We start from the raw sequence: 19299 nt of genomic DNA, 5'->3' as shown, positions 1-19299 counted from the left end.
ATGGAATTCCGACATGGAATGTGATAGGACGGGAATCGGGTTTATGTCGTCGACTACACTAACTCGCCAATAATTAATTGTTAGTTAATCGTCCGAACATGAAATTCTCCCGAAAGGACCGGTGCTACTAGTTAACAATGCCCGTGAGACGAAAAACGGAACTATTTAAACCCAACGTTTATCTTGTACAATGAACCACCCTACTCCAATCAAACTCGAATCCATTGCGGAGGTGCACCGGTACTTAGGTTTGCCCAAGCCCCTGCATCCGCTGATTAGTTTACTGGACAATACGAATCAGCAGTTTGATACGAATAAACTTCCCCAGTATGATGTGCTGAGCTTTTATAAGATTACGTTCATCACGCAATGCAGCGGAAAAGTCAGGTACGGTCAGGGTTATTATGATTTTGACGAAGGAAGTATGCTGTTTGCGGCTCCGAATCAACTCATGGGGCGGGATCGGGAACCGACCGATCACGCGGGGTATGCCCTGCTCATTCACCCGGACTTCCTACAGGGTTTTCCCCTTGCTTCAAAGATCCGGAAGTATGGCTTTTTCTCCTATTCCCTTACGGAAGCCCTGCACCTTTCCGACCAGGAAAAAACGACGATTCTCTCCGTCTTTAAACATATGGAAGAGGAGCTAAACAGTCGGATCGATGACTTGAGCCAGGAAGTGATCATTGCCCAAATTGACCTCCTGCTCACGTACGCTGATCGGTTTTACAGGCGTCAGTTTATCACGCGTAAACCCATCAGCCACGAGTTGCTTCCCAAACTAGAAGAGCTGCTGAATCGCTATTTTTACGACGGAACGGCTTTACGTTCGGGCATTCCTACCGTTCAGTATCTGGCTGAGCAGTTACACTACTCGCCCACTTATTTGAGTGATCTGCTTCGTTCGCTGACCGGACAAAATGCCCAACAGCATATTCACGGCAAACTCATTGAAATAGCCAAAGAAAAACTGTCAGCGAGTACGTTGTCGATCAGCGAAGTAGCGTATGAATTAGGTTTCGAGCATCCACAATCCTTTAGCAAATTATTCAAGATTAAAACAAACGTTTCCCCGTTGGAATTCAAACGGTTATTCGCCCGTGAAATACCTCCGGAACGGTCCGCTGGTTAGCTTAGGGATTGTTAGAAAGTTGACGCTTTTATGGGCCAGCATTACACTGATTTTCAATTCACTTTCCTACCACCAGCTTCAATTAAAACTCGCTCTGAATTCCAGCGGAGACAGATTGGTTTTTGATTTAAACAGTTTACTGAACGACTGCGGGTGTTCAAATCCCAGTTGATAGGCGATCTCTCCTACCGTCAGGTTACTGAGGGTGAGTATTTCCTTCGCTTTTTCAATCAGCTTTAAATGAATATGTTGCTGGGTATTATGACCCGTTAGCGTACGCAACATATCGCCGAGGTAGCGGGGTGATACATTCAGTTGCTCCGCCAGAAAATGAACGGTCGGCAAGCCCTGTAATAAAGCCGTTTTATCGTTGAAATACTGGTGTAAAATCCGGTCTAGCTGTTCCAGCAAGGCGTTGTTGATGGGCTTTCGGGTAATAAACTGGCGTTTGTGAAATCGCTGACTATAGTTTAGTAGCAATTCCAGTAAGGAGATCAGTACATCCTGACTGACATCGTCAATGGACGTTTCCAGTTCGTCACCAATATTCCGGGCAATGGACGTAATGATGGTCTTTTCCTTGTCGGAAAGGTGTAATGACTCGTTAACGGCGTACGAGAAAAACCCGTAGTTTTTAATTTTGGTATCCAGCGGATAATTCCGTAGAAAATCGGGATGAATCAGCAGCGTAAAGCCCATCGTCGCCACGGGCGTTTCAACGGCGGACAGGGGCTGCCCCGGTGCCGTGAAAAGAGTCCCCTTCATCGAAATCGTAGGTGGTCTGGCCGTATCTCATCGAACACCCCGCTGATGCGTTGAAGGTGATGTGGTAGAAATCCATCAAAAACGTGGGCGTCAGCATGGCCGCAGTCAGCTGGACTTTGCTATACTCCAACAGACTGATGAGCGGGTGGCTGGGCTGCGGCAAACCAAACGTCCGGTGTAAGTCGGAGATGGAATGGAAGACGCGTGGTTTAGGCTTAAGTTCCCCTTTCATGGTTTGATAAATAGAGGGTCGATACTTCGGTGTAACCCGAAATACCGACCCAGTAATTCCTGAATCCAGTTAAATTTTAGTAATCATTTGCTTGATTACCTCCCGGAAGGCCTCGTCCCCCACAGCCAGCCGCTGGGCATACAAGGCTTTGGCGTCTTCGCCGCACACGTACCGCAACGTATTCGTTCCATCAGTAGCGGCTTCGTAGACCACTTCCGCGATCTGCTCGGCCGTAGAACCGTTGGGACTAGACGTGATGGCCGTCATAAACTTGTGCAACAGCGTATCGTAATCCGGATGCGAGGCCATCACGGATCGGTTCTGGATTTCGGTGGCTACCATACCGGGTTCAATGGTTTTAATACCGATTCCTAAGGCGTTCAATTCGAAGGACAGGCTTTCGCTCCAGCCTTCCAGGGCCCATTTGCTGGCGTCGTACATGGAACTTACCGGGAAGGCCATCAAACCCGCCGACGAGCCAGTCGTAATGAACAGGCCGCTTTTTCGCTCGCGGAAGTACGGAATGAACGCCTGCGTCACCCGAACTACGCCCAGAAAATTAGTATCCATCTGCCGAACCAGCTCCTCGTCGGCAATGGCCTCCAGGGCTCCCAGCAAGGCGTACCCGGCATTGTTGAACACGACGTCAATGTCGCCCAGTGCCAGGGCCTGCTGGGTCGTTGCTTTGATCTGTTCGGGATTGGTTACGTCCAGCGGCAGGAGCGTCACCTGATCGAGTTGCGTTAGCTCCTGCTCCAGTTCCGGCTTACGCATGGTTGCAATGACCTTCCAGCCTTTACTCGCGAATAATTTTGCCGTAGCCTTACCAATCCCCGCCGAAGCACCCGTAATAAAAATCGTCTTTGTCATTTCTTTTCGTTTCATCTTTCGAAAGACAAAGCTCCGCTACCTACCGTTTGGGCTTGTAGTAAAACTGGAGAATCCTGTAGCCAAAATGGTACGAATCCTCAGAACGCATCAGGCCCCGTAATGTCCGATGACTCTCCGGGGCCTGAAGCCTTAGTTGGAAGCGAGAAAATTAATTTTATTGAAGGCAAACAAAGGTTTCTGCCCGGCAGACGGATTTTTGAAGACAAAGTATAGGGGATGGATACCCGTCATCTCCTGCCGGAGCGGAATCTTCAATTCGCCCTTATTATCCTGAGGCACCGCCACTTCTCCTACCAAGGGCCCCGTGGGTGAATCGAGGTGTACGGCTAAGACGCCCCCGGCAAATCGCTCTTTAGACGCAATAACGGAGGTCGTAATTTCCTTCACAGAGGTCAGGTCTATCCCCTTGTACAGCAGATAACTACCCGATTTCAGGCCAATTGCGTAAGGAACTTTAGGCGTAATCTCGTACACCACTACTTCACTTTTCCCATCCGCCGCTCCGGCTTCCAGGTACGGCGAACGCAAGGCGAGCGTAGATGAGTTGGTCAGGGGACCAATCAGTCCGTTTCCTTTGTCGGTGTAACTGGCCGTCAGTACGTACGAACCGTCCTTTTTCTGCGATACGGGCTTGTACTGGCCCGCTACGGGTTGCCGATTCACGGGCTTTCTGCTCGCCAGCGAAAGAATGTACCGCACCATGTCCAGGGCTTCTTCTTCTTTCAGTTGGGGGTGAGCACTCATGGCCTGTTCACCCCATACGCCCCCACCACCGGCGATTACTTTGCTGGCCAGCTTTCGCTCGGCCTGAGCATTACCCCGGTATTTCTTGGCTACATCCATATACGAAGGACCCACTGATTTTTTATCCACCGTGTGGCAGGCCTTACAATCACTTAAGTCAATCAATCGTTTGCCCGTCGAAGCTCCCGTATTGGCCTGATGGCCCTGAGCCAGCATGGTTTTATCAAAGCCTTCGAGATAGTCGATGGTAACGGTCACCTCGTCTTCGGTAATGCCCTGCTGGATTTTCCCATCCTCCTTGTCGCTCACGTTGACCGCGTACGTAATAGGCTGATCGGGAAAGTAGAAGGTTTTGTTGCCTTTTAACACAATTTCCACCTGCGGTTCAGCATTGCCTACCTTAATGGTGAGGTTGGTCGTCGCTGAATTTCCCAGTCGGTCGCTTACTTTTAGCGTAACGGGATACGTACCCGGCTTCTGAAAGGTAACGCTTGGGGTAACGGTTTTTTGCCGGGGGATTCCGCCACCAAAATTCCAGTCGTACGTCAAAGCATCGCCGTCGTAATCGATGGATTCGCGGGCATCGAACTTCACCGTCAGCGGGGCGGCTCCGTTTAGCTTACTAGCGAGGGCTTTCGCTACGGGCTTGCGGTTTCCGGTGTTGTAGGTGATTCGGGACAGTCGGGCATCGGCATTGGCCGTAAACCACTGCTGACCGTATTCAATCGTATACAAAGAGCCGTCCTTGGCAAACTGCATATCGATGACGTGCGAAAACTTCGTGTTGGGCATGAACGTTTCCATAGATACGTAATCGCCGTTCGGATTCATGGTTACCGGGTGAATCCAGTCTCGCGTCCAGTCGTAGGCAAACAACTTACCGTCGTAGTACCGGGGAAACTTAACCGCCGTTTCGGGATAATCGTCGTAATAGTACACCGATCCGGCCATGGCGTTTCGGGCTCCTTTGCCCACAATGGGACCGAATTCGGGCGAATCCGCGTAGGGATAATAGATAAAAGCTTTCTGGGCCGCTGGCAATTCTTTCAGGCCCGTATTATGGGGCGAATCATTAATGGGTTTTGCCGGGTCAAACAAGGCTTTCGTCGTACTATCTCCGAAACTACGGGCCCGGTAAGGGCGGTTGTCGGCCACAAACAGCGGCCAACCGAAGTTTCCGGCTTTCCGAGCCTGATTCACCTCATCGTGACCACGGGGACCGAACTGTTCGCTATTCTGCCCCGCGTCCGGACCCACTTCGCCCCAGTAGAGGTAATTGGTACGCTGATCCACCGCAATGCGATACGGATTTCGGTTGCCCATCACGTAAATTTCAGGACGGGCTTTCTCCGTTCCCGCAGCAAACAAGTTTCCCTCGGGAATGGTATACGTACCATTCGGCTCGGGATGAATACGCAGGATTTTACCCCGTAAGTCGTTGGTGTTGGCAGACGTATACCGGGCATCCCAGCCGCTGCGTTCGGCCCGTTCGTCCATCGGAGCAAAGCCGTTGGAGTTGAAAGGATTGGTATCATCGCCCGTCGACAGGTATAAATTACCTTTCCGATCCCAGGCAATCGATCCGCCCGTGTGGCAACAGCCCGTCCGTTTGACCGGTACGGTTAAGAGGACCTTTTCCGTGTTCATCATGACCGTATCGCGGCCTTCGTCGTACACAAAGCGGGAAAGGTGCTGAGCAGTATCGGCGGGCGTATTTCCGGTACTGGGTGAATAATAGACGTAAATCCATTTATTCTGCCTGAAATCAGGGTCGATGTTAAGTCCCATCAGGCCGTATTCAAACTTGGTATACACCGGAAAGTTCGCAACGGTTTTAATCGTTTTTTTGCCGGGATCGTACAGTTTCAAGGCTCCTTTCCGTTCCGCAAAAAGCACCTTCCCGTTGTCCAGTACCGCTAGTTCCGTAGGTTCATCCAGACCCGCCTTCAACACTTCGTGCACAAAGCGGTTTTCCTCGGGATACGGGTGCGTGTGGGCCTTTTTATAGTCCAACTGACTAGACCAGACCGATTCAATCCCGCCCATGATGTGCTGTAGAAAAAGCGTATCGCTGAAGGATTCATCCGTATGGCCGCCTCCCGTATAAAAGGATTTGCCGCCGTCAAAATCCCGGTGCCAGATGAACGGGTGATTGTCGCCGTTCTTGCCTCCCTTGTAGGTTTTCTCGTCCAGGTTACCTAGTACTTTGATTTCGGGAACAATGCTCTTGTAGTTATACCATTCATCATACCGCTTCCAGCGTTTAGGGAGCATTTTGGTGGACGGATGGCTGGAATCCAGGATTTCAATCTCCGCGTTCTGCTGCTGCGGGTGACTCAGAAAGTAGGCCCCGACCAGCTGATTGTACCAGGGCCAGTCATGCTCCGTATCGGCCGCCGCGTGAATACCGGCATAACCGCCCCCCGCCTGAATGTACCGCTCAAAAGCGGCCTTCTGCGAGGCATCGAGAATCGTGCCCGTGGTGCTCAAAAAGACTACGGCGTTGTACCGTTTGAGGTTGGATTCCTCAAAGGCCGCTGCATTTTCCGTCGTATCGACCAGAAAACCCCGCTCCTTGCCCAGCTTGAGTAGGGCTTTTTTACCCGCCGGGATGGACGCGTGACGAAATCCCGATGTTTTCGAAAACACCAGAATTCGCTTGGTACTGGCCGATGGCGAGGCCGTTTTGACGGCAACTTTTTTAGTTGTCTGGGCAACCAGCAGGGTTGCGGGCAGGCAGACGGCCCAAAGGGCCAGTAACACCCCTTTTTTCCGTCGACCGATCCAGAAGTTTAGCTTGATGAGATTCATGACCAATAAGAATGAGATAAGGATTTCGCTTCATTTTTTCCATTAGACACTTTCGTACGAAGCGTTTAAGAGAAAAACTACTTAGCACCTGGCAAAGCGAGGCCTTCCATCTCAGAAGAATGAAAGGCCTCCCCTGACGCTTAGTATCCCGGATTCTGTTTGATGCCCGGATTCTGATCCAGGACGTTCTGCGGAATCGGGTTCATGTACTGCTTCTTGTCGAATTTAACCGTATACTTCTTCTCGGGTTCGATGGTGTACACCCAAACCCCTGAATTATTCGCAGGTACGGCGTTGCGAATGACCATGTTATGACGGGGCTTACCCATCACCTCCTCGGCCTTCGCCAGGCGTTTGTTGTCGAGGAAGCGTTTATCTTCGAAACACAACTCCACCCTTCTTTCCCGGTAAATGGCTTCCCGCATCTGATCTTTGGTTAAGCCCTGTGGTAAGGGAGCCAATTCGGAACGAGCCCGGATTTTGTTGATGGCATCGTATACCCCTCCATCGGGACCCGTGGCTTCATTCTGAGCTTCGGCGTAGTTGAGCAGTACTTCCGCGTAGCGGTAGAAGACGTAATTCTGACCACTGGCATCATTGCCGGGAGCGGCATCGGGATTGAGCCGTTTTTTCTGGTAATAGCCCGAATCGCCCACGTCCGTTTTACCCGCCAGGTCAATCTGATTGGTACGGTCAGGGTTCGGTAACGTCAAATCGATACGGGTGTAGATCGTATCCGCCCGGGGCATCCAGTCCAGTTTGTAGGGAGCTCCATCGTACACAATGAAATCATAAAACCGCTTCTCCCGGTTGACGTAGGGGTTTTGCGGATTATAGCCCGAGGTAGGATCCGTAATGGGTTTACCGTTCGCCATCGCAAACTGATCCACCAGTTCCTGCGTCGGATTGTAGTTTCCCCAGGAACGGTACTCGCCCAGCACGTAGGTTGGGCCGCCCCGGCTTTCGTAACTGCCTCCCATATTCGCCACGTTCGCTACCACCTGACGATCCCAGATTACTTCCGAGTTGTACTCATTTGCCGTACGCCAGAGGTTTTTCAAATCCGGAAACAGGTTGTAGTTTTTACCATTTCCGTATGCATCAATAAAGGCTTTGTTCGTAGCCGCCGCTTTAGCCCATCGGGAAGGGTCGTAATTGCCGAAATGGACAAACTTTCCCGGATCGGATAAATAAGGCGTCGCGGTGTTGAACAGCGGACTCGCCGCGAAAAGCTCTATCCAGCCTTTCAGAGCCAGGGCCGCTCCGAGGGTCGCCCGTCCGGCATCGCGTTGGGAGAGGCTGTACTTCACGTCCAGGTTCCCATTTTTTACCACCTGATCGAGTTCACTGACGATAAAATTATACGTATCAGCAAAGGTCTCTCGGGGCTTTTGCAATTGCTCGGTGCTCATTTTGGTGCGATCCAGCGGTTCCGTCAAAATGGGCAGGCCGCCGATGTGGACAAAAAATTCGCTGTAGAAAAACGCCCGCAGGAACCGGGCTTCGTCCATGCGTTTATTGTAATAGGCTTCCGAGTAATTGGCTTTGTTTTCCGTAATCTTCTGGATGAACGTATTCACCTTCCGGATTTTCACGAAAAAATTCTCCCAGGTGTAGCCGTACGTAGGCCCGTGCGTACCTCCCCAGGGATTGTCGGTACTAGTCGAAGGAACGATGGTGATACCGATTCGCCAGTTGGCGGCGGTGTAGTAATGACTGATGTTGTAGTCATCCGTATAGTAATCAAGGCTCTCGGTTTGATTGAGCTTATTCGGAATCTGACTATAGACATCATTCAGGAAAACGTCCGCGTTGGTTTCCGACTCCCACTGCGTCAAATCCGTTAAATTGGCTTTATTGACGTTCTCCAGAAACTTATCCGTTTCGCACGCCATGGGCAGGGTAAGCACCAACAGGCTCAGTCCAAGTACCCTTGCATTGGTAAGGAAGCGATTCATCGTATAGGTTCAGTTAAAAGGTTAGATCAATTCCAAACGTCGTGGCTTTCATCACCGGATAGGCCGTTTCCCGATCCGTGTAGCCCATCTCGGGATCGACGTGTTTGATGCGGCTGAAGGTGAGCAGGTTTTGCGTCGTGAAATACAACCGGGCGGAGCCAATGTGGGCTTTTCCTAACAGCGATTTCGGCAGCGTATACCCGAAATTCAGCGTTTTCAGACGCAGGTAGCTGGCATTGACCATCCAGAAGTCGCTGTCTTTGGTATTGTTGGCATACGGAGCTGGCGTAGACCGGGGATATTTGGCATTTTGACGCTCGGGAGTCCAGCGATTGTCTAAGTACTCATAGCCCGTATTGCTGCCGTTGTTCTCGAAAGGAACCGTCAGGAATTGGCGAATATTCAGGCTCGACTTGCCACTACCCTGGAAAAAGAGGGAGAGGTCAAATCCCTTCCAGTTGATGCTCGGTGTAATACCAAACGTAAGAGCGGGATACACGGGATTTCCAATGACGGTCAAATCAAAATCATTGATGACCCCATCCGGAATGCCATCCGGACCGCTCAGATCCGCGTAGCGAATATCACCCGGATGCAGGGCTCCGAATTGGGTAACGTTGTAGCCATCTTTGGCATCAATTACGCCGTCGCCGTTGACATCATCCGACGTCTTGAATAAACCCATTGACTTATACCCGTAGGGTGTACCGAATTGCCGACCCACTTTAGTCCGGTTGGGGTTACGGGCTTCCGCATCCGTCTGGAATACTTCCAGCATCCGGTTGATGGAATACGTCAGGTTAGCGTTGACGGAGAAATCAATATCCTTGCCGATTTTACGACGGGTGCCAATATTCAGCTCGACGCCATCACTGTTCATGCGGCCTTTATTTTCCTGCGACAACGACAAGCCGTATTCAACGGGTAAGGTGACCTGAGGAGCCAGCAACATGCCCGTTCGGTTTTCGTGGAAGTAGTCAAACTCCACGTTCAGCAGCGAATTCCAGAGATTCAGATCAAAGCCAATATCCGTTTTCGTGGAGATTTCCCAGGTGATGTAAGGGTTAGGCTCCCGGGGAACCGAAGAGGCTTGCACCAGCGTACCATTGCCAAAGGCGTACGCCGCTCCGCGTAAATCATAGCCCGCCTGGTACTGGAAGGGAGAACCCGCCAACATACCCGCTTTCCCCCAGGAACCTCTGATTTTGAATTCATTAATGAATCCTACATCCTTCAGAAACGACTCCTCGGAAATTCGCCAGGCGGCTGAGAAGGCCGGGAAATATCCCCAGCGTTTGCCCGGAGCAAAGTAGTAGTGACCGTCGTAACGTCCGGCGGCTTCCAGACTCAGTTTATCCTTGTATGTATAGCCTAAGCGATACACGAAGCCCAGCTCACTACCCGTCGAAGAGGTTCCGGAGTTATCGTAATCCAGTTTGTCGGAACTCCCGAAACTCAACTCATCAATGCCAATGGCGAAGTTGTTGCGTCGGGTCGTCATGGATTCCTGGGTCGTTTTCCGCATCTCTACTACGGCTAATCCGGTAATGGCGTGCGAGCCAAACGTACCCGTATAGTTCAAATACCCCTGCGTGGTATAATTGGTACGCCGCGTATTTTCTAAGCCGAGCCAGCGGAAAGGCCGTCCCATGCCTTCCTGCAACGAAATGGCATCGGTGTAGGTGTACGGTTGGGAGGTCAGGTCGATCTTGTGGTACACGAAGGGTACGTGCCAGAGCTTGGTATTCTGCTGCCAGGGGTCATAGCTGAATACGCCTTTCACGCTGAGTCCTTTCGCAAGTTGCTGCTCCACGAACAGGGTTCCGAGTAAGGTATTGGCATTGTTACGGCGATAACCGGGTGAACGGAGTACCCCAATGGGCGTGCTCGCCGACGACTCACCCCACTTGTCGCCTTCGGGGTAAATCAGGCTTTGCGTCGGAAGAAATTTATAGAAGCTACGGAACAAGTGGCCTGACGTCGATTCGTCGGCATCTACATCTTTCGTATTTTCAATACTTCCCAGCAAGGACATTCCAATCTTGGTCGTCCGGGTCGCCGCCATTTCTACGCTCAAATTGTAGTTGTACCGCTTGTAACCCACCGGATCGAAAATCCCCTTCTGATCAAAATAACTCAGCCCCGCGTGATAGGTAACGTTGTCCGTACCGCCGCTCAGTTCCAAAATGTGGTTCTGAATGGGAACGTTCTTGTTGAAAGCCTTCACAAAGTTGGAGTTCGGATATTTCCAGGGATCTTCTTCGTGTAAACGGTCATAATTGTTCACCAGATTAGGGTCGTTCGGCAGACTCGTTCCTTCCGGATTCTGATTCAGATAGGCTTCATTTTGCAAAGCCATGTAATCTTTCGCATTCAGCACTTTTGGCAGATACGTTGGATTCTGAAACCCGTACGAAGAGCTTAGGCGTACCTGAGGCTTGCCCGATTTACCTCGTTTGGTGGTAATCAGAATGACCCCGTTGGCTCCCCCAATTCCGTACGGAGCTACGGCGGCAGCATCTTTCAGAATCGTTACGCTTTCGATGCTGGCCGGGTCTACCTGACGAATGTTATCCCGCCGTACCCCATCCACCACGACCAGCGGTCGGTTGTTGCCCGTCGTTACAATCCCACGAATGTGAATATCGGGATCATCCTTGCCGGGTTGACCTCCGTTGGGCCGCATACTGACCCCCGAGACGCGTCCCGCCAGCGACTGCGTAATGTTCGGTACGGGCACCTGCACGATGGCATCCCCTTTGATACTACTGATAGAACCCGTAACAGTAGCTTTCTTCTGCGTACCGTAACCAACCACAACGATTTCATCGAGTGCTTTGGTATCGGCACTCAGCGTAACGTCCAGTACGGTTGCATTGCCAACGCTCAGTTCCTTGCTGAGGTAGCCGATGTACGAGAAAACCAGTACGTCCTGGTCCTGTACCCCATCGATGCTGTAAACGCCGTCTGCATTCGTGGATGTACCTTTCACGGTACCTTTGATCGACACGTTTACCCCGGGTAAGGGCTGTCCCTGCTCGTCCTTTACCACGCCCGTCAGTTTTTTCCCGACCCGTTTTACCTCGCGTACAGGTTGCGTGAGCCGCTCCTCCGTTTCTACGACGGCCCAGGCGGATAAGGGGAGTGCACCGAGCGTCAATACGTGTAAGAATGACACTTTAAAAAATAGAAATAGTTTTTCTTTCATGTGTTTAGCGTTAAAACCATTGGCTGAAAAAGTTAAAAGAGGTCCTGGGAGGCTATGAAAGTCATAGTCTCAACTGGATAATCAGAAAGATGAAACGCTTCTATTGGGTGGTAAGGACCCAATACTACCAGCCTCCCTTCCTGTTGGAAGGTGAATAGAAATGCGGGAGGATAAAGAGATAAATTGGTTTTAGAGATTAATGCGTAATCGGTCTGGAAAAACTACTTCATTGAGGTTATAGGTGGATAATTTTCATAGTATGGCCTCCTTGCCGCGGTTCAAGGATCATAGGGAAGATTCAATTTTTCATTGCCATAATACAATAGCAAATCTATTAAAGTTTTTTAAAGCGTCAACAAGACACTTAAAAAAATTAGACGTTAATTCGTAAAAATTTTAATCGGTATCAGGCATGCCCGTACGAACCTTAGATTCCAGCTAATGAGACCACTTTTTCATTTTTCAGGGTTGAGTTATCTGGGCTCGGCTGGAGTAGTGATCTGTACTATTTTATTGAATAATGATACTAAAATCTGACGTATAAAGCAGCGAGGTACACCCGTTTGACGATCTTGGAACAGCAGTAAAAGCTATTTCTTCGGACCATCAGCCGCTCATTCCCATACCAACAAGAAGGGTTAACCGTGGTCAGCCTGTACGAAACAGCCAACCTGATATCTCTTCGTCTTAACCTGAGCTTTCGATGAATTATGCGGTACAGACCTCTAGTGACTTTATCCCCTGTATCCGCGTTTGGGCCAATACGTCAGCGGCTTCCCTTTTCCGGGTTTGTAGCGAAAAAAATCCGCTCCGTGGGGCAGGAAATGGACTGGTTCGAGTAAGGATGGGTTGCGAAAACGCGGGACCCTATACGGCATATACGATTCATCGACCCGAATTAGGGTAGTACGGTGAGCGTTGGCGTTGTTAGTTCCAAAACCGAAAAGTTTTGTCTAGCGAAGTGAGCCTCTACACTTCAGCCGTGGCACCAAGTCTTTTAGATTGAAATTCATAAACGTTAAACCATATGCAACGCGTCTTTAAACCCCTGGCTCTGGCGGCCTGGATGGCAGCTAGCCTCACCAGCTTTGCTCAGACTAATGGTGGTAAAAACCCGATTTCCCAACCCCTCGTATCGCACATCTATACGGCAGATCCTTCCGCTCACGTCTTCAACGGAAAAATTTATATTTATCCTTCGCACGATATTGACGCGGAAAACGTCAAGAGAGACGACGACGGCGGGCACTTTGCCATGCGGGATTACCATGTGCTATCCATGGATAAAATCGGAGGTCCTGTCAAAGACCACGGCGTTGCTCTGGATCTTAAAGACGTTCCCTGGGCGGGCCGTCAGCTTTGGGCTCCGGATGTAGCCTATAAAAACGGTACGTACTACCTCTATTTCCCGGCGAAAGACAAACAGGATATTTTCCGCATCGGTGTGGCAACCAGCAAAAGTCCCACGGGTCCGTTCAAAGCTGAACCGGAGCCGATTAAGGGTACATACAGCATTGATCCGACCGTTTTTCAGGATACGGATGGCCAGGCGTATCTGTACTTCGGAGGCATCTGGGGCGGTCAGTTACAACGCTGGGACACCAACGAATATCATCCGGACGGAGCCCTGAAGAAATCGGAAGAAGTAGCGTACCTCCCCCGCGTTGTCCGTCTGAATCAGGATATGAAGACACTCGCCGAGCCCGTTCGGGAGATTCAGCTGCTGGACAAAAACGGAAAACCATTTCTGGAAAAAGATAGCGATAAACGCTTTTTCGAAGGGGCCTGGTTGCATCGGTACCAGGGCAAGTACTACTTCTCCTACTCCACCGGCGATACGCATAACCTGTGTTACGCCATCAGCGATAGTCCGTATGGCCCTTTCACGTACCAGGGGATTTTGCTAAAACCCGTGCTGGGCTGGACGACCCACCACTCCATCGTGGAGGTAAATAAAAAATGGTACCTGTTCTACCACGACGTACAGCTCTCCGGCAAAACGCACCTTCGCAACGTGAAAGTGACGGAGCTGAAGTATAATCCGGACGGAACGATCCAAACCATTGATGCGTACAAGTAAAGTTTTCGTGTGTACAGACTATTAATTGGCAGTTCACCTCTAAATCCTGTTAAGTTATGCGTAAACGTTCACTGCTAGTCCTGCTACTGACAACGGCTTTGGTAGCTCCGGAAAAGGGTTTAAAAGATTACTATAAAGACTACTTCCCCATTGGGGTCGCCGTTAACCCCCGCATGGTGCAGCCCGGTCCCGAAGCTGATCTGATCAAAGCTCAGTTTAACAGCATGACGCCGGAAAATGCCATGAAAATGGGTCCCATTCACCCGGAAGAAAATCGGTACAACTGGGCCGATGCTGATGCGATTGCGGACTTCGCTCAGCAAAACAACATCAAACTACGCGGCCATACGCTCTGCTGGCATAACCAGACGCCCCGGTGGCTCTTTACCGATGCCGAAGGAAAAACCGTCAGTCGCGAGGTATTGCTGGCCCGACTCAAGCGGCATATTACCGATGTCATGGGCCGGTACAAAGGGAAGATTTACGCCTGGGATGTAGTCAATGAAGCCGTTCCGGATACGGGGACAAGCCTGTATCGGAAATCGAAGTTTTATGAGATCATCGGCGAAGACTACATCGAAAAAGCCTTCGAATACGCCCACGAAGCCGACCCTACCGCTCAGCTCTTCTACAATGATTACAACACCGAAAATGCCAGCAAACGGGAGCGTATTTACCAGATTCTGAAAAAACTAACGGATAAAAAAATCCCTATTCACGGTGTGGGTTTGCAGGGCCACTGGTCGATTTACGAACCGACGGCTCAGGAGCTTCAGGCGTCGATTGACAAGTTTGCCGGTCTGGGCCTGAAAGTGCAGATTACCGAACTGGACCTGTCGGTGTACGCCAAAGAACACGAACGCCGCCAGCGGCGGGAAACGGACAAAAGCGAGTTCACCGAGACCATGCGTGAAAAGCAGGTGGCTCAGTACAAAATGATTTTTGACGTATTCCGGAAAAATCGGGATAAGCTGACGGGGATTACCTTCTGGAATCTATCGGATCGCTACTCCTGGCTGGACAATTTTCCCGTTCCCGGTCGAAAAGACTATCCGCTACTCTTCGATGAAAAGGGCCAACCCAAGAAAGCCTACGAAGGAGTCGTGAAGTTTTAGGTTTTCTTACCTCCACCATACCCCGAAAAAGGCTGCATCCCGTGGCCTTTTTCACCTAATACATAAACATCCGATGCGAAAAATTCCTTTCCTTTTTTTGTTCTACTCAGTGTAGTGGCTTCCGCTCAAGTTCGCCTGCCTAAGTTCATTAGTGATGGTATGATCCTCCAACGGGATACACCATTGAAGATTTGGGGCTGGGCCAAGCCCGGCGAAAAAGTAACCGTACGCTTCAAAAACAAGACCTACAAAGCGACGACCCCAAGCGATGGCAAATGGCAGGTTACCTTACCCGCCCTACCCGCTGGCGGTCCTTTTCAGATGGAGATTGCCGGCAGTAACCGGATTAGCATTCAGGATATTCTGTTGGGAGACGTCTGGTTTTGCAGCGGTCAGAGTAACATGGTGCACCAGCTGAACATTCACGATGTCACTTACGCGGAGGAAATCAGAACGGCTAACTACCCCCAAATCCGGCAGTTCTGGGTGCCCACGCTATCCAACCTGCAAAGCCCGCAGGCCGAGTTACCGCAGGGCCAGTGGAAAGCCGCCGTGGGTGAAGATGTGCGGCCCTTTTCGGCGGTCGCCTATTTTTCGCAAAAACGCTGTATCAACGGTATAAAGTCCCCATCGGCATCATCAACGCCAGCGTGGGTGGCACACCCATCGAAGCCTGGATGAGTGAGGAAGGCCTTCGAAACTTTCCCGATGCAATCGCGACGCTGCAAAAAAATAAAGACACGGCCTACGTACAAAGTCTGAAGCGAAGAGTTACGGTTCCCACAGTCCCAGTCGATGCCGGCATGGAAGCCTCGCCGAAGTGGTATGAAACCAATGATCCCTCCAAGGGCTGGCGTCCGATCAACGTGCCCGGCTACTGGGAAGATCAGGGAATCAGGGATTTAAACGGTGTTGTCTGGTACCGCCGGGAACTGGAAATCCCGGCATCAATGGCGGGAAAAGCCGCTAAGGTTTTTCTGGGTCGGATTGTGGATGCGGATGAACTCTACATCAACGGAACCCTCATTGGCAAAACGACCTATCAGTACCCGCAGCGACGCTATCCCGTTCCTGCGAACGTACTGAAGGCAGGGAAAAACAGTATCGTAGTTCGGGTGACGAATACGGCCGGAAGAGGCGGTTTCGTGCCGGACAAACCCTACTGCCTTTTCGCCGGGGCTGATACAGTGGACCTGAAAGGCACCTGGCAGTATAAAGTCGGTTCCGTGTTTAAACCCCTGCCTCGGGGCGAGTTTCAGGCGGGCCTGAATCCCAATAATCAGCCGGCGGCTTTGTTTAATGCCATGGTAGCTCCCATTCTTCCGTACGCAATCAAAGGGTTTTGTTGGTATCAGGGAGAAACGAATACCGGACAATCGCAGCTGTATGCCCAACTGTTACCCGCCCTGATTCAGGACTGGCGGCGGCTCTGGCAGCAGGAATCGCTGCCCTTTTTTACGTACAGCTACCCGGCTACATGGATTACCAGTACCTGCCCGGCGAGAGTAACTGGGCCTCCATGCGGGAAGCTCAGCTGAAAACGCTTTCGGTACCCCATACGGCGATGGCGGTGGCGATTGACTTGGGGGAATGGAATGACATTCACCCCGATAACAAAAAAGACGTGGGCGAACGACTGGCCCAAACGGCCCTGAACTTGGTTTACCACGAAAACATCGTCGCTTCCGGGCCGCTATTTCAGTCGGCTACGATACAGGGCAATAAAATAAACCTCAGCTTTACGAATGTCGGCAGTGGATTACAGGCCATCGATGGCGAGCCTCTGGGTGACTTCGCCATTGCGGGCAGTGATAAGAAATTTGTCTGGGCCCAGGCCCGGATTGAGGGCGACAAAGTAGTCGTCTGGAGTGATGAAGTGCCTAATCCCCAGTACGTGCGTTACGCCTGGGCGGACAATCCAGTTCATGCGAATCTTTACAACAAAGAAGGCTTACCCGCCTCTCCGTTCCGAACGGACCAGTAAGGCGGATGATGAACAAAAAAATCCACCCAGGCGGGTGGATTTTTTTATTTCCCCTGTTTAACGCCAGCCTATCAGCCGTCGAAAACAGAGATTTGCGGGGTTAGATGGGCAGCACTTTATTTAAATAGCAAGGGCACAAACGAGTATAGATCATGCCGCCAGACGGGCCAGGTATGCCCACCGGGGTATTCGCTATACTGATACTTGATTCCCATTTCATCGAATTTCTGTCGCATGATTTTGCAGTTCTGGAACGCAATGTCTTCGGGTCCACCCATCGAAATCCAGAGCTGTTTCAGGTTGGCATTGATGGTCGAAGCATTGGTTTTCATGAACGCGTACTGCGGATCGGTGAGCGTTGGGTTATTGGCAAACCAACCCGAGCTGAATACACCCAGATACGAAAAGAGATTGGTGTTTTTCACGCCCGCGTACAGGGTTTGCAGACCACCCATCGACAAGCCCGCCAGGGCCCGGTTGCCCGCTTCCGTCTTCACGCGGTAGTTACTTTCCACCAGGGGGATCACCGCCTGCTTCAACTCACTTTCGAAGGCTTTCAGTACGTTTTCGTTGAAACCCGCCAGTCCGCCGCCCATACTCACGTTGCCATCCAGCATAACCACCAGCATGGGTTTGGCCTGCTGATCGGCAATCAGATTATCCAGAATCAAATCCGTTTTCCCCTGAGTGGCCCAGCCGCGTTCATCTTCCCCACCGCCGTGCAAGAGGTACAGAACCGGATATTTCTCGCTGGTATTCTTGTCGTAGCCCGGAGGAGCATACACGTACACCCGCCGCCAGCTATTCGTCACGGGCGAAAAGTACCGTTTCATGCGAATGTCGCCGTGTGGTACATCTTTCATAGCAAAGTAGCTGCCATCCGGGTCCGGAATTTCAATGCCACTGGCCATCCGACTCATCCCGTAGAACGACTCACTGGCTGGATCGGCTACGGCCATTCCATCAATCAGCAGGGAATAGTAGTGAAAACCCCGGCTTACGGAATCCGTCGTGACCGTCCAGAATCCGCTGGTATCTTTCACCATGTCGTACTTCTTACCCAGGTCTACCTGTACTTTCTGAGCCTCGGGTGCTTTTACCCGAAACACCACCCGATTATCCGGTAAAATCTGCGGATACGAGGCGTTGCGAATATTGGTAGTCGCCGATGTACCCAGCACCGTGTACTTGGAAAGGGAAGCGACATCAACGGGCTTGAAGAGAAACTGAGAAAACATGTACAGCCCGTTTTTCCAGACTTTAAAATCATGTACACCCGGTTCGACGTAGTACACGTGCGGTACCTTTTTCTCGTAGAGATAGTCGTGCGTGCGTTTGCTGAAGGTAATCAGGTTGTCCTTGTCACCGCAGGAAATCCAGAGCAGTTTCAGCTTCTTTTTAGCTTCCTCGGGATTGGGTACCAGTTCTTCCGGCTTTCTGGTATTGGGAGCCGAAGAGAAGCCGCCGACCCAGGCGAATTTGTCGAGATTGCCCAGACCGAAGTTTAGGGACTGTCCGCCGCCCATCGAAAGACCCGCAATGGCCCGATGTTCGCGGTCCTTCAAGGCGGGGTATTTTTTCTCGACAAATGGAATCAGATCGTTCAACAGGTCCTTTTCGAAGGTACTGAACGCTTCTACTTTTTCCTTGTCGAAAATATTGCCAATCGGACGGTCATCCTTCATGGCCCGCCCATTGGGCATGACGACGATCATGGGTTCGAGTTTGTTTTCGGCGTACAGGTTATCCAGAATGACCTGAGGTTTGCCGCCGTTCAGCCACTCTTTCTCATCGCCGCCGATCCCGTGTAACAGGTACAAAACGGGGTACTTCTTGTTTTTGGCGTATCCGGGTGGGGTGTACACCAGAGCTTTCCGTTTGACGCCCACCGTTTTTGAATCGTAGCTTACTGTATCGAGTTTCCCGTGGGCGATGTCGGAGCGGGAAACATCAAAACCTTTGGGGGCTTCTTTTACCGTGGGCTGAGCCAGGACAGTACCCCAGGTTACGACCCAAACGGTACTGAGGAATAGGGATTTAAGGTTCATGCGTTATAGATCGTTTAATTAGGTCGTTTGAACAGATGGAGTTTCGTGCCGTAAGCATGGCCAATAGCTTATCTTTATGCCATAAGCTTCACTCTATAAGAGCGTTATTCACCTAGACGGGGTTTGATTCTCCTTACTAGCTGGCTAGTAGCCCTTGAGCCTCTCCGTAACTGCCTAGCTTAGCTCAGGCCTACCGCATTGCCCGCGAGGCAGGTTACTCCGTTGCTCAAGGGCGGGAGAGGTTTTCATTTTCTGACGGTAATTATTGGTTAGTTGTTGGAATACAACAGAAAGACGACATGGACGACTTAAATCCAGGCCCCGTCCTATC

General features: G+C 51.0%; 14 protein-coding genes. 7 read left to right on the top strand and 7 right to left on the bottom strand.

Annotated elements, in window-relative coordinates; all coding sequences use genetic code 11:
• The first annotated feature begins 190 nt into the window (after positions 1 to 190).
• Entirely contained in the window at positions 191 to 1132 is a 942-nt protein-coding gene (locus BWI93_RS04005) for an AraC family transcriptional regulator (RefSeq protein ID WP_094808866.1), read from the top strand.
• Positions 1133 to 1210: 78 nt separating this feature from the next.
• Here the strand turns inward: BWI93_RS04005 and BWI93_RS04000 are convergent, their stop codons facing one another.
• The 6 genes from BWI93_RS04000 to BWI93_RS03980 all read right to left on the bottom strand — a co-directional run bounded on the left by BWI93_RS04000 (position 1211) and on the right by BWI93_RS03980 (position 11741).
• Positions 1211 to 1897, bottom strand: a complete 687-nt coding sequence (locus BWI93_RS04000) for a helix-turn-helix domain-containing protein (protein WP_369679099.1) — start codon at positions 1895 to 1897, stop codon at positions 1211 to 1213.
• Positions 1848 to 2129: a hypothetical protein gene (locus BWI93_RS29405; RefSeq protein ID WP_369679098.1), complete on the bottom strand. Its 282-nt coding sequence runs from the start codon at positions 2127 to 2129 to the stop codon at positions 1848 to 1850. The genes BWI93_RS04000 and BWI93_RS29405 overlap by 50 nt, the downstream gene beginning before the upstream one ends.
• A gap of 69 nt (positions 2130 to 2198) precedes the next feature.
• Positions 2199 to 2999, bottom strand: coding sequence for an SDR family oxidoreductase (locus tag BWI93_RS03995; protein WP_094808867.1), 801 nt, complete (start codon positions 2997 to 2999; stop codon positions 2199 to 2201).
• A gap of 150 nt (positions 3000 to 3149) precedes the next feature.
• Positions 3150 to 6575 (bottom strand): ThuA domain-containing protein, encoded by a 3426-nt coding sequence (locus tag BWI93_RS03990; protein ID WP_094808865.1) that lies wholly within the window; start codon positions 6573 to 6575, stop codon positions 3150 to 3152.
• A 140-nt stretch (positions 6576 to 6715) separates the two neighbouring features.
• The gene (locus BWI93_RS03985; protein ID WP_094808864.1) at positions 6716 to 8533 is read right to left on the bottom strand and encodes a RagB/SusD family nutrient uptake outer membrane protein; all 1818 of its coding nucleotides are present in this window, start codon (positions 8531 to 8533) and stop codon (positions 6716 to 6718) included.
• A 13-nt stretch (positions 8534 to 8546) separates the two neighbouring features.
• Positions 8547 to 11741 carry a TonB-dependent receptor gene (locus BWI93_RS03980; RefSeq protein WP_094808863.1) on the bottom strand — a complete coding sequence of 1065 codons (3195 nt, stop codon included), beginning with the start codon at positions 11739 to 11741 and terminating at the stop codon, positions 8547 to 8549.
• A gap of 703 nt (positions 11742 to 12444) precedes the next feature.
• On the opposite strand from BWI93_RS03980, the gene BWI93_RS27405 reads away from it, so the two are divergent.
• The 6 genes from BWI93_RS27405 to BWI93_RS29390 all read left to right on the top strand — a co-directional run bounded on the left by BWI93_RS27405 (position 12445) and on the right by BWI93_RS29390 (position 16920).
• Positions 12445 to 12648 (top strand): hypothetical protein, encoded by a 204-nt coding sequence (locus BWI93_RS27405; RefSeq protein ID WP_141217349.1) that lies wholly within the window; start codon positions 12445 to 12447, stop codon positions 12646 to 12648.
• Positions 12649 to 12807: 159 nt separating this feature from the next.
• On the top strand, positions 12808 to 13821 hold the full coding sequence (locus BWI93_RS03975; protein WP_255157718.1) for a glycoside hydrolase family 43 protein: 1014 nt from the start codon (positions 12808 to 12810) through the stop codon (positions 13819 to 13821).
• 56 nt (positions 13822 to 13877) lie between these two features.
• The gene (locus tag BWI93_RS03970) at positions 13878 to 14936 is read left to right on the top strand and encodes an endo-1,4-beta-xylanase (RefSeq protein ID WP_094808861.1); all 1059 of its coding nucleotides are present in this window, start codon (positions 13878 to 13880) and stop codon (positions 14934 to 14936) included.
• Between the two features lie 114 nt (positions 14937 to 15050).
• On the top strand, positions 15051 to 15617 hold the full coding sequence (locus BWI93_RS29400; protein WP_369679097.1) for a hypothetical protein: 567 nt from the start codon (positions 15051 to 15053) through the stop codon (positions 15615 to 15617).
• Positions 15587 to 16474 carry a sugar-binding domain-containing protein gene (locus BWI93_RS29395; RefSeq protein WP_369679096.1) on the top strand — a complete coding sequence of 296 codons (888 nt, stop codon included), beginning with the start codon at positions 15587 to 15589 and terminating at the stop codon, positions 16472 to 16474. The genes BWI93_RS29400 and BWI93_RS29395 overlap by 31 nt, the downstream gene beginning before the upstream one ends.
• Entirely contained in the window at positions 16414 to 16920 is a 507-nt protein-coding gene (locus BWI93_RS29390; protein WP_369679095.1) for a hypothetical protein, read from the top strand. The genes BWI93_RS29395 and BWI93_RS29390 overlap by 61 nt, the downstream gene beginning before the upstream one ends.
• A gap of 116 nt (positions 16921 to 17036) precedes the next feature.
• On the opposite strand, the gene BWI93_RS03960 is transcribed toward BWI93_RS29390, so the two are convergent.
• Entirely contained in the window at positions 17037 to 18968 is a 1932-nt protein-coding gene (locus BWI93_RS03960; protein ID WP_094808860.1) for an alpha/beta hydrolase-fold protein, read from the bottom strand.
• Between the last annotated feature and the right edge of the window lie 331 nt (positions 18969 to 19299).

Origin of the sequence: Siphonobacter sp. BAB-5385, assembly GCF_002261125.1 — a bacterium.
GTDB lineage: Bacteria > Bacteroidota > Bacteroidia > Cytophagales > Spirosomataceae > Siphonobacter.
The sequence above is the reverse complement of the archived record's forward strand: the minus strand, read 5'-3'. Positions and strand labels throughout refer to the sequence as shown.

Bases quoted from the DNA above. Each gene is read 5' to 3' on its own strand.
- BWI93_RS04005 (WP_094808866.1), top strand. From the start codon at position 191: ATGAACCACCCTACTCCAATCAAACTCGAATCCATTGCGGAGGTGCAC.
- BWI93_RS04000 (WP_369679099.1), bottom strand. From the start codon at position 1,897: ATGAAGGGGACTCTTTTCACGGCACCGGGGCAGCCCCTGTCCGCCGTT.
- BWI93_RS29405 (WP_369679098.1), bottom strand. From the start codon at position 2,129: ATGAAAGGGGAACTTAAGCCTAAACCACGCGTCTTCCATTCCATCTCC.
- BWI93_RS03995 (WP_094808867.1), bottom strand. From the start codon at position 2,999: ATGACAAAGACGATTTTTATTACGGGTGCTTCGGCGGGGATTGGTAAG.
- BWI93_RS03990 (WP_094808865.1), bottom strand. From the start codon at position 6,575: ATGAATCTCATCAAGCTAAACTTCTGGATCGGTCGACGGAAAAAAGGG.
- BWI93_RS03985 (WP_094808864.1), bottom strand. From the start codon at position 8,533: ATGAATCGCTTCCTTACCAATGCAAGGGTACTTGGACTGAGCCTGTTG.
- BWI93_RS03980 (WP_094808863.1), bottom strand. From the start codon at position 11,741: ATGAAAGAAAAACTATTTCTATTTTTTAAAGTGTCATTCTTACACGTA.
- BWI93_RS27405 (WP_141217349.1), top strand. From the start codon at position 12,445: ATGAATTATGCGGTACAGACCTCTAGTGACTTTATCCCCTGTATCCGC.
- BWI93_RS03975 (WP_255157718.1), top strand. From the start codon at position 12,808: ATGGCAGCTAGCCTCACCAGCTTTGCTCAGACTAATGGTGGTAAAAAC.
- BWI93_RS03970 (WP_094808861.1), top strand. From the start codon at position 13,878: ATGCGTAAACGTTCACTGCTAGTCCTGCTACTGACAACGGCTTTGGTA.
- BWI93_RS29390 (WP_369679095.1), top strand. From the start codon at position 16,414: ATGGATTACCAGTACCTGCCCGGCGAGAGTAACTGGGCCTCCATGCGG.
- BWI93_RS03960 (WP_094808860.1), bottom strand. From the start codon at position 18,968: ATGAACCTTAAATCCCTATTCCTCAGTACCGTTTGGGTCGTAACCTGG.